This is a genomic window from Croceicoccus pelagius, from assembly GCF_001661915.1.
Classification (GTDB): Bacteria; Pseudomonadota; Alphaproteobacteria; order Sphingomonadales; family Sphingomonadaceae; genus Croceicoccus; species Croceicoccus pelagius.
Genome location: NZ_LYWY01000016.1, coordinates 1 through 9,789, shown reverse-complemented (window position 1 = coordinate 9,789; position 9,789 = coordinate 1). Strand labels below are relative to the sequence as shown.

11 protein-coding genes are annotated in these 9,789 nt (G+C 57.4%); 5 read left to right on the top strand and 6 right to left on the bottom strand.

Annotated features, from left to right (window positions below; all coding sequences use genetic code 11):
* Positions 1-19: 19 nt before the first annotated feature.
* The 3 genes from istA (at position 20) to A9D15_RS16125 (ending at position 3,497) form a co-directional block, all read left to right on the top strand.
* Positions 20-1,528, top strand: a complete 1,509-nt coding sequence (gene istA / locus A9D15_RS02845; protein ID WP_082924210.1) for an IS21 family transposase — start codon at positions 20-22, stop codon at positions 1,526-1,528.
* Positions 1,525-2,292: an IS21-like element helper ATPase IstB gene (gene istB, locus A9D15_RS02840; RefSeq protein ID WP_066761576.1), complete on the top strand. Its 768-nt coding sequence runs from the start codon at positions 1,525-1,527 to the stop codon at positions 2,290-2,292. Before istA ends, istB begins: the two co-directional genes overlap by 4 nt.
* Positions 2,293-3,200: 908 nt before the next feature.
* On the top strand, positions 3,201-3,497 hold the full coding sequence (locus A9D15_RS16125; protein ID WP_082924213.1) for a plasmid stabilization protein: 297 nt from the start codon (positions 3,201-3,203) through the stop codon (positions 3,495-3,497).
* Positions 3,498-3,500: 3 nt separating this feature from the next.
* Here the strand turns inward: A9D15_RS16125 and A9D15_RS02835 are convergent, their stop codons facing one another.
* The 6 genes from A9D15_RS02835 to A9D15_RS02810 all read right to left on the bottom strand — a co-directional run bounded on the left by A9D15_RS02835 (position 3,501) and on the right by A9D15_RS02810 (position 8,363).
* Positions 3,501-4,526, bottom strand: a complete 1,026-nt coding sequence (locus A9D15_RS02835) for a sensor histidine kinase (protein WP_172807447.1) — start codon at positions 4,524-4,526, stop codon at positions 3,501-3,503.
* 281 nt (positions 4,527-4,807) lie between these two features.
* Entirely contained in the window at positions 4,808-5,248 is a 441-nt protein-coding gene (locus A9D15_RS02830) for a CinA family protein (RefSeq protein ID WP_229660380.1), read from the bottom strand.
* Between the two features lie 112 nt (positions 5,249-5,360).
* Entirely contained in the window at positions 5,361-5,714 is a 354-nt protein-coding gene (locus A9D15_RS02825; RefSeq protein ID WP_066761588.1) for a DUF1622 domain-containing protein, read from the bottom strand.
* Positions 5,715-6,548: 834 nt separating this feature from the next.
* Complete coding sequence (locus A9D15_RS16120; protein ID WP_082924211.1) at positions 6,549-6,923, bottom strand: YidH family protein; 375 nt, start codon at positions 6,921-6,923, stop codon at positions 6,549-6,551.
* Entirely contained in the window at positions 6,916-7,317 is a 402-nt protein-coding gene (locus A9D15_RS02815; RefSeq protein ID WP_066761583.1) for a hypothetical protein, read from the bottom strand. Before A9D15_RS02815 ends, A9D15_RS16120 begins: the two co-directional genes overlap by 8 nt.
* Positions 7,318-7,319: 2 nt before the next feature.
* Complete coding sequence (locus tag A9D15_RS02810) at positions 7,320-8,363, bottom strand: hypothetical protein (protein ID WP_066761582.1); 1,044 nt, start codon at positions 8,361-8,363, stop codon at positions 7,320-7,322.
* A 97-nt stretch (positions 8,364-8,460) separates the two neighbouring features.
* Here A9D15_RS02810 and A9D15_RS02805 point away from each other — a divergent pair, with 97 nt between their 5' ends.
* Together A9D15_RS02805 and A9D15_RS16830 are read left to right on the top strand one after the other, a co-directional pair.
* A complete protein-coding gene (locus A9D15_RS02805) occupies positions 8,461-9,501 on the top strand; it encodes an IS110 family RNA-guided transposase (protein ID WP_066760674.1) in 1,041 nt (346 codons plus the stop codon).
* Between the two features lie 48 nt (positions 9,502-9,549).
* On the top strand, positions 9,550-9,789 hold a 240-nt coding region (locus tag A9D15_RS16830), incomplete at its 3' end, for a hypothetical protein (RefSeq protein WP_216634363.1).

Below are 9,789 nucleotides of genomic sequence, written 5' to 3'. Positions count from 1 at the left end.
GGGATGAGGGATTTACACCGTGGAACTTTACCTGAGGGTTCGTCTGGCGTGTTCTGAAGGGATGAGCCAGCGCGAGGCAGCGAAGCATTTCAACATATCGCGCGACACGGTTCGCAAGATGCTGTCGTATTCGGTGCCGCCCGGTTACCGTCGCAGCGCCCCGGTGCGGCGACCGAAGCTGGAAGCGTTCATACCGATCATCGATGGCTGGCTGGAAGGGGACCGGTCGGTTCCGCGCAAGCAGCGCCATACGGCGAAGCGTGTGTTCGACCGCCTTCGCGCAGAGCATGGCTTCACCGGCGGTTACACGATCATCAAGGATTACATCCGGGAGCGGGTTCAGCGCAGCCGGGAGATGTTCGTGCCGTTGGCGCACGCCCCCGGCCACGCACAGGCTGATTTCGGCGAGGCTCTGGTTGAGATCGGCGGTGTGGAGCAGAAGGCGCACTTCTTCGTGCTCGATCTGCCGCACAGCGATGCCTGCTACGTGCGGGCCTATCCGGCGGCCGTTGCCGAGGCGTGGATGGACGGCCACGTTCATGCCTTCGCGTTCTTCGGCGCGGTACCGCTCTCGATCGTCTACGACAACGATCGCTGCCTGGTCTCTAAGATCCTTCCTGACAGCACGCGGCGGCGCGCGAGGCTGTTCAGCGCCTTTCTGTCGCACTACCTGATCCGCGATCGTTACGGCCGCCCTGGCAAGGGGAACGACAAGGGCAGCGTGGAAGGTCTGGTCGGCTATGCCCGCCGCAACTTCATGGTCCCGATCCCCCGGTTCGCGACATGGGAGGCGTTCAACCTGTGGCTCGAGGAGCAATGCCGCAAACGGCAGAACGATCGGCTGCGCGGCGAGAACGAGACGATCGGCGAGAGACTGCAACGCGATCTGGCGGCGATGCAGGACCTTCCGGCATCGCCGTTCGAGGCCTGTGACCAGACCAGCGGCCAGGTCTCGTCGCAGGCGCTGGTGCGCTACCGGACCAATGATTACTCGGTACCGGTACGCTTCGGCCACCAGGAAGTATGGATCAGGGGCTATGTCGGCGAGGTGGTGATCGGCTGCCGGGGCGAGGTCATTGCCCGTCATCCCCGCAGCTATAGCCGCGAAGACGTGACCTTCGATCCGGTCCATTACCTTCCCCTGATCGAACAGAAGATCAATGCCCTCGATCAGGCCGCGCCCTTGCAAGGCTGGAACCTGCCCGAGGCGTTTGTGACGCTGCGCCGGCTGATGGAAGCGCGCCTGAACCGTCATGGGGGCAAGCATGGCCGGCGCGAGTATGTGCAGGTGCTGCGCCTGCTGGAAAGCTTCACGCTTGCCGATCTGCATGCCGCGGTGAAGCAGGCCCTTGATATGGGCGCGATCGGCTTCGATGCGGTGAAGCACCTTGTATTGTGCCGGGTTGAACGCCGGGTGCCCAGACTGGATATGGCGATCTATCCCTACCTGCCCAGGACGAGGGTGGAGACGACATCGGCGCGCTCGTACATGCGGCTGTTGTCGGGCGAGACGAAGGACGCGGCATGAGCAGCCCGGCTCCCGAACTGCTGCTCACCAATCACCTCAAGACGCTCAAGCTGCCGACGTTCCTGCGTGAGCATGACAAGCTGGCCCGGCAATGCGCGGCAGAGGGCGTGGATCATGTCCGCTATCTTGCCCGGCTTGTCGAACTGGAACTGATCGACCGGGAACGGCGGATGGTCGAGCGCCGGATCAAGGCCGCGCGGTTCCCGGCGGCCAAGAGCCTCGACAGCTTCGATTTTACCGCCATCCCGAAGCTCAACAAGATGCAGGTGCTCGAACTGGCGCGCTGCGAATGGATCATCCGGCGCGAGAACGTCATCGCCCTTGGCCCGTCAGGAACCGGCAAGACCCATGTCGCGATCGGCCTGGGCCTCGCGGCCTGCCAGAAGGGTCTGACAGTCGGTTTTACCACCGCGTCCGCGCTGGTCAGCGAAATGATGGAAGCACGCGACGAACGCCGCCTGCTGCGCCTGCAAAAGCAGATGGCCGGATACAAGCTCCTCATCATCGACGAGCTGGGGTTCGTTCCCCTGTCAAAGACCGGCGCGGAACTGCTGTTCGAACTGATCTCGCAGCGTTACGAGCGTGGCTCGACGCTGATCACCAGCAACCTGCCGTTCGACGAATGGACCGAAACGTTCGGTTCCGAGCGCCTGACCGGCGCGCTTCTCGACCGGCTTACCCACCACGTCAGCATCCTGGAAATGAATGGCGAGAGCTATCGTCTGGCCCAGAGCCAGGCACGAAAAGCACGCCCCAACCCCTGACAGAAATGACAATCCGGGTGTTGGCGACCCCCGCTCGGGCTACGCCCTCCCGGCGCTCGCCAACACCCGGATCAAGTGGCCTGGTTTTACTCCGCCTAATGGACGACTTTTACTCCGCCGTTGACAAACGATTCTGAGCGAGTGGGCGTCGACGAGCATTTCCCGTATGCTTGTAAGCGGCAACTGGCGAAAGTGTTGTCTGGCGATGCCATGGCGGTCTGGCGGCGCAAACAGGCCCGTTGACGCAGCCGTTCGGGTTGTTGCTAGTCTGTGTTCGGGAACTCTCGCTGAAAAACCTCGTTTCAAAAGCAGGTTTCGACTGGGTCGAAGCTAGAGGGAATTCCGCCCTTTAGTTTCCGCTGGGTGGATCCCTCGGGAAGGCGGCTCCTTAGGGGCTGCCTTCTTTTTTGGCAGACTCGAGCTTCAAGTCACCGCAGTTTTTATCTGCCAAATATCAGTCTCAGAAACAGGAACGCGACGAATTGAACAAAGCTTGCGATCCCCGCTCCAGAGTTCGGCCGACCGATCTGCCGACTCCTTATGGGCGTGAATGAGCGCCGCGGCAGCATCCAGAGCATCAAATTCAATAGACTTGCAGGGTTTGCCCCGCTCTGCATGAAAAACCAGCCTGAAGTGCTGCACAAATCCCTCCCTTGCCCAAAGCTGGTCCAGCTCTGGAATTCCTATTAGAGACTCGTTTCCGCGTGCCGATAGAGTGATCAGGGTATCGCACGATTGCAAGGGCGAATTTGGCCCAAAGGTTTACCGCGACCACAATTTGTCGTGCGTTCTGCACGCCTCGCAACATCGAAGGAAAGTAAGCTCGGGGCCTTGGCTGAAACATCAGGTCAGCGGCATTGCAAATACTCGCTCTGACGCGAAGGCCTGTATCACTAAGGAGAGTTGCCATGCCTCAAGGGGACAAATCCAGCTATACCGACAAGCAGAAGCGGAAAGCAGAGCATTTAGAAGAAGGATACGAGAACAAAGGCGTGGGCCATGAGGAGGCCGAACGTCGGGCGTGGGCTACGGTGAACAAGGAATCCGGCGGGGGAAACAAATCCGGATCGGGTCGGGGCAAAAAGGACAGCCACGAAAGTTCAAGGAAAGGCGGCAAAAAGGGTGGCTCGAGCCAGAGCGATGAGAAGCGGTCAAAAGCAGCAAAGAAAGGTTGGGAAACACGGCGTAAGAACGGCAATGCCTGAAATCTAAACCGCCTCCTCAACTGAATCCACCTCGTCCGGGACGTCCTTCATTTCCGAGCAAGCCGTATAGCTCCTGACGCTCCCCGGCATGACTTTAAGACAAATCGCGCATTCGACTCCGTCAGGAGGAAACTCAAGCTTAACCGAATCCAACCCCCTCCCTGGACGCAACAGACCGGACCCCATCCCTATCCTGGTCGGCTGTTTCACAATCGGGCCGCCGGCCTCCTTCCATGTGATCTCCACCTGATCGTCGGAATGGGCTTCGTCCCAATTTATGGTCACGCTACCGTCGGAGTTCGAAAGAGAACCGTATTTGACGGCATTGGTGCACAGCTCATGCAACGCAAGCGCCAAGGGGACGCAGGCCGCGTTGGGAACTTTGAGTTCTGGACCTTCCACTCGAAAATTGCCGTTGGACCGGAATGGGTCAATCGTCGTCCTCACGATCTCGCCGATCGACTGAGAGTCTCGTTCCGTACCCGTTACGAGTTCGGTGGCCTTGGCCAACGCATTAATTCGTTTGGAAAATGTGGAGAGAAACTGATCCGGCCCCGAGTGTCGAAGGGTGTTGCCCGCCAGCGATTGGATGACTGTCAGCATATTCCTCACCCGATGCCGCAATTCCGCATTGAGCATCTCTTCGCGATCTCTTGCGGAATATTCTGCTTCGAGCAGTTGTCTGACGATATGTCCAACGTTGATGAGAATGGCGCATGAGATCGCAAACAGTCCCGCCATTATGAAATCGGCGGCTTCAAAGCGCCATACGGGAAGGTCAGGTCGAAAAAGTCGATTGGCGATGATCGCTGAAAATATCGCGGTAAAGGTTGCCGAGCGCCAACCAAGAAACAGCGCCGCCAGAATGACCGCCGGAAAATAGGTGACGAACGGCACCCCTGCCTCGCCACCGTCAATCACCAGTCGCATCGCCGTAGGAATTATGACGGATACAGCCGTCCAGAGAGCGATTTCAGCCCTTGATTTGTGGCGCAGAATGGCACGCTCGATTGTGGGAAGTCTGATCACCTTCCGTCCCCTCCGCGGCCGAGGATTATCCCGATTGACGTGTCGAGCAACATGTTTCTGCGTCTTAGGATGCAAAAGTGGACTTACTCGCATCGCTCGTCTGGATCGAAGAGAAATGCATGTTTCTAGATCGAAATGTCGGCACACGTATTACTGAGCGCCCTCACCCCCCGGCTTGAGGGCTCGAGTCTGAGATTCCCAGCCCAACTGCGGGCCGCCCAAGTGCTGAATGGAACGAATTGCTGCAACACGATTTCAGACATCAGGACATGCGCTCACTCTCAAATCGTTTCTTCGATGACGTCCAGCGCGCTATCGATCGCATGTCTCCGAACCAGATCCCGTCCGATCGGGCCAAAATGCTTTTCCCTATGCCGCAGGCTTTGACCGTGCGCACAGGCGAGGTGCACGAGCCCTTCTTCGTCCTCTTCACCACTAGGACCCGCAAATCCGGTAATTGCGATTGCGATACTCGCTCTCGATCGCGACAACGCACCGCGGGCCATAGCTTCGGCGACCTCTCGGCTCACTGCACCGAAGCTTTTCAATAGTATGCTGTCGATGCCTAGAAGGTCGCACTTAGCCTCATCGGAATATACGACGAAGCCGCATTCGAAAACGTGGCTCAAGCCCTGCAAGTCGGTGAGAATTGACGCAAGCATACCGCCGGTGCAGCTCTCGGCCGTTACTAACGTGAGGTCACGCTGCTTGAGGGCTTGCATTACCCTTTTCGCCCGCCTCAGTTGAGCGTCAGAACCAGAAATCATAGCCGTAACCTTGCTCCTCTCCGGTCCAATCGAGAATGATCCGACCCCCGACCCTTGCCAGGACCGATCACGACCGAGAGCGCCATGGCCATCTGCCTTCGATCTCCACTTCAAGACTGATAGATAGAAACGTCCGAATCAGAACGATCAATCCGAGCACCATTGCATTTCTGAGTGTTGGCTCAATCGCCACAGTGCGGATGATATCCGCCGCGACAAGCAGTTCCAGTCCCGCCAGAATCGACCGTCCAAGCGTGCGGCGGAAGACCGGCGCCAAAGCGGATTGAGGTTCCTGCAAAGAGCGCTGGCCGACGAACAGAATGACTGCGGAACGGGCAAAGGCTACCAATGTGCCCGCGATGATGACAGCAATACCCGCCAATTCGAACCAGCGCGCCGCGCCTGTCGCAATCGTCAACATGATTGGATCTGTCAGCATCAAACGATAAAATGAACCGCCATGCCGCTCGGTTCCTGCTGAACACCACCTCACGACATCTCTTGGAAGCTTTCGCGGCGTTCGATGTTTAAAAATATATGACCCGACAAATGACAATCATCTTCGGCCTACTGGCCGCGGTGCTTCTTATCGTTTGGCTGACGAACGTCCTGTAGTGTCCGCCCAAAGCAGAGAGTGATCACACCCGCGATCCGGACTCCGGACTTGTTCTGTTCGAATGGAATGAAATGCATACCCGCTGGTGCGATGCCGCAAGCGTGCTTGCCTAGCCCACTGGAACTTATCCTGCGAGCGGTCCGGCGAAGTTGAGGAACGGTTTCACTCTGCGACCGTCATTCATAGTGAAGATCACACCGAAAGGCATTCACAATGGGCCAGTATGAACCTGAAGATTCGGGCGAAGTCACCCGCAAGCCCCTCGACAAGTTTAAAGAAGCTGCGAAAACCGGGACCGGCGATAGGAAGCCGGCGAACCAGACAAGGGCCCGTACCGAATTCGAACAGCGCTCGAGCCATGAGCCCATTGAAACGGATGTCCCCCAAGGAAGTGAGCCGGCAACCCGCGGTTCCAGCAGGCAACGCTGATGTCTCGATCGAAAAAGGCTCCGCTGAACCCGCAAACCGACGATCCAAGCCAAAATAGCCAGCTTCACAATGCCACTCGCAAACAGGGCGTGGTGAAGCCTGAAGACTATCCCGAAGAAGATCGGAGGAAAGGGAGTGTGACGCAGAACTCGTAACCGATCATTTAGCGAGCGCGCAAATAAAGGCCCGGAATGGCCAGGAGAAGCTCGATCAAACGAGCAACCAGATGCCTGCCAACAGAATGAATGATCCAGCCCCGACCACCACTGCGACAATGCGAAGATTCACGCGTCGGACAGGTGCAACGGCATGTGCGTCAAGCTTTTCCAGCAATGCTCGAGAATTGCGCTCTGCAAGGTAGAATATGGTTATACCTGCAAGAATGAAGCATGTGGAGATGGCGCGGGGCAGCCAGGAGGGCTCCATTTTTTCAAAAAGGGCATGGAAGCCCAGTCCAATACCAACTGAAGCAAGCCCGGTTCTGACCCATCCCGCGAACGTCCGTTCGTTTGCGAGCAGGGTCCGATCCTCCGCAAGATCGGTTTTACGCTCGGCATGGTCATCTGGAAGGTTATCGTCAGTCACTGTTCGGGACCCCTAGCCGTTGCTCAAGGATCGAGGCTATTCGCTGCACGACCTGAGTTTTTCCCGTGCCAGAGCTACCGAAAAAACAGGTGATGTCTGGCGCCAAGGGACCAAACGCATTGGGCAAAAGCAATGAGTGCGCAGCCGCTTTCGCATTATGAGCGTTCCTGATCTCTGCAGGATGTAGGTCGGCCTCGGCGAAATCGCGCTCGGCCCATTTTCGGTCAGCGTGCTTTAGGATCCATTTCGCGATCTCGATTTGACGAGGAAACGGCGAGAAATACTGGCAACCCGGTGCGGCACCTTCGAGAAAAATTTCTTGCAGAGCCGCTGATAGCCTTTTTTCATCCCCGATAAGTGCCCGAAGATCCGGCCTGTCCCGATTAGCACTCATTATTATTTCGCTTTGTGATCGTAGAGGCTGCGTTCGGCCTGCAGATTAACTGCCATCTCCTTGCGCCTAGCCTTATCGGTATCGCGAAGGGATTGTGGAGACAGCTTGCCCCCCGTCGATTCAATCGCTTCTTCGCGAGTTTCTTGGATCCCCTTTTGGGTGAGATACCAAGCGTACGAGCCGGCTGCAGAGTTTGCTCTTCCAGCCTCGGCCACCCGCTTCGACAGAGCATCTGCCTCCTTAAATGTCATGTTCGCAAAGGCTTTGTGGGCGGGGCTCAGTCGGCATTCCTCATAAGAACCATCGGGCTGATGCAGCCAGATTTTATTTGTTTCCTTATGATCGTAAGACAGCTTTACCGATCCGGCAGCCAGATTCTCCCAGAGACGGCCTTTAATATGCGCATCGCTGATAAAGAGCATTTTCATGAAACTGATGCCGTCCTTCGTCGAGGTCGCATTGCCAGTTTTCAGAACAGCCATTCTCAGCATTTCGACGTCGGCCGCGCGCAATTCCGATCGACCGGTTTCGAGTGCCCAGTTCCAGATGTCCTTCGGAACGGCATCTATCCCGGCTTTGATCATGTCCAAATTGGGGTGGTACCCCGCCAGAAAATTGTTGTTATTTAGATAGATGACTGCCCTCAAGACCGCAGACGTCAGCTCCTTCAATGTCAGCTTTGCCTCACGCCGAGCATCGCTGTCGCCTTTCTCGGAATGGGTCGCGTTCACCATTCCAGGGACGATGTCCCGCAGGACCGAATGCACCATGTCGAAGCGCTTCTCGACATTGCCCTTCATGTCGCCTCGATATGGCGCGGTGTTCTCAATCGTGACGCCTGTGCGCACGATGAAGTTTTCCGGCTCATAATTTTCGAACTCGCCACGATCTGCGATGATGCGCGCTGGCAGTGCACCGCGGACTGGCCAATCGCCGGGCTCAATCTCGATCCCGAACCGACGGCAATATTCGACCTTGTCCTCGGCGATGTTGCGAATGGCAATGCCAGCCTCGCGCCAAGAGGCATTTTCAAGGGTCAGGTGCATCCCGACAATCTTCTGAGGTGTTGGGTTGGACGGCTCCCAGCGGCATCGCAATGTGCCAAGGTGATTTCGTTGTAGGACTCACATGAAGGAGCCGCCCGTGGAACAGATTATTCGCATAGGGATGGATACGTCAAAGAACGTTTTTCAACTGCACGGTGTCAATTCGGCAGAACAGCCGGTCTTGCGCAAGAAGCTGACGCGCCGGGAGATGGTCCGGTTTTTCGAGAAGTTGCCACCGACTGTCGTCGCCATCGAGGCCTGCGGCAGCGCGCACCACTGGGCGCGTCTTCTCGGTTCGTATGGTCACGAAGTGAGGTTGATCGCACCGCAACTAGCAAAACCTTACGTCAAGCGCGGCAAGAATGATGCGGCCGATGCAGAAGCGCTATGCGAGGCGATGAGCCGCCCCACAATGCGGTTTGTGCCGGCTAAGAGCGTAGAGCAGCAGGCCGCCCTCATGCTCATAGCGATGCGTACCAGGCTCATTCAGAAACGCACGCAGCTCGCCAACACCATCCGTGGCTTTGCGGCAGAGTTCGGAGTTACCGCAGCAACGGGCATGTGCCGGATCGAGCCCCTGCTCGAACGCATCGCGGCGGACGAGGCGATCCCGGAACTGGCACGGGAATTATTTGCGCTTCATGGCAGGGAATATTCGCAGCTCCTGATGGAAATCGAGCGGGTCGAAGCCCAGGTCATGGAATGGCACCGCAATGACGAATGTAGCCAACGGCTCGCAAAAATTCCCGGCGTCGGCCCAATCGGCGCCTCATTGCTAATGATGAAAACCCCAGACCCGCAACAGTTTAAATCCGGGCGAGACTTTGCGGCCTGGATCGGTTTGACACCCCGCGATCATTCGACTGCCGGCAAAGTCAGGCTCGGGGTCATTACACGAGCCGGTGATGAGCTCTTGCGCAGTACACTCGTGGTAGGAGCCACCGCCGTTGTTCAGCACGTCCGCCGTACTGGAGGCAAGAATGCCTCTGTCTGGCTCTTGGGATTGCTCGAACGCAAGAAGCCCAAACTCGTTGCGGTGGCGCTCGCCAACAAGATCGCGAGAATCGCCTGGAAACTGATGGTGAGCGGTGAGCAATATCGAAGAGCAGAACTATCGCCGCCGGCAGTGGCAGCGTGAGAGATTGGCTAGGCACGATGAGCAGCCGTTTGCTATCGTACTGAGCTGATGCCAAATCTTGCAGGAATTGAGCAGATGGTGCGATCGATCGATCCAAGGCGTGTGGCATTCCATCGGCACCAATGGCCGTTCGAGGCCGCTGAGGTGTTTGGAACTCATGCTGCGGAAACCATCTTGGCCAGCGACCATGTGCGGTCGCACCCACAGGCCGGACATATGGACGCAAGCGATCCGATCAAATTCTCCGCACAGCCCTTGCAAGAGGGAGCCGTCCACATATGGTGCCGG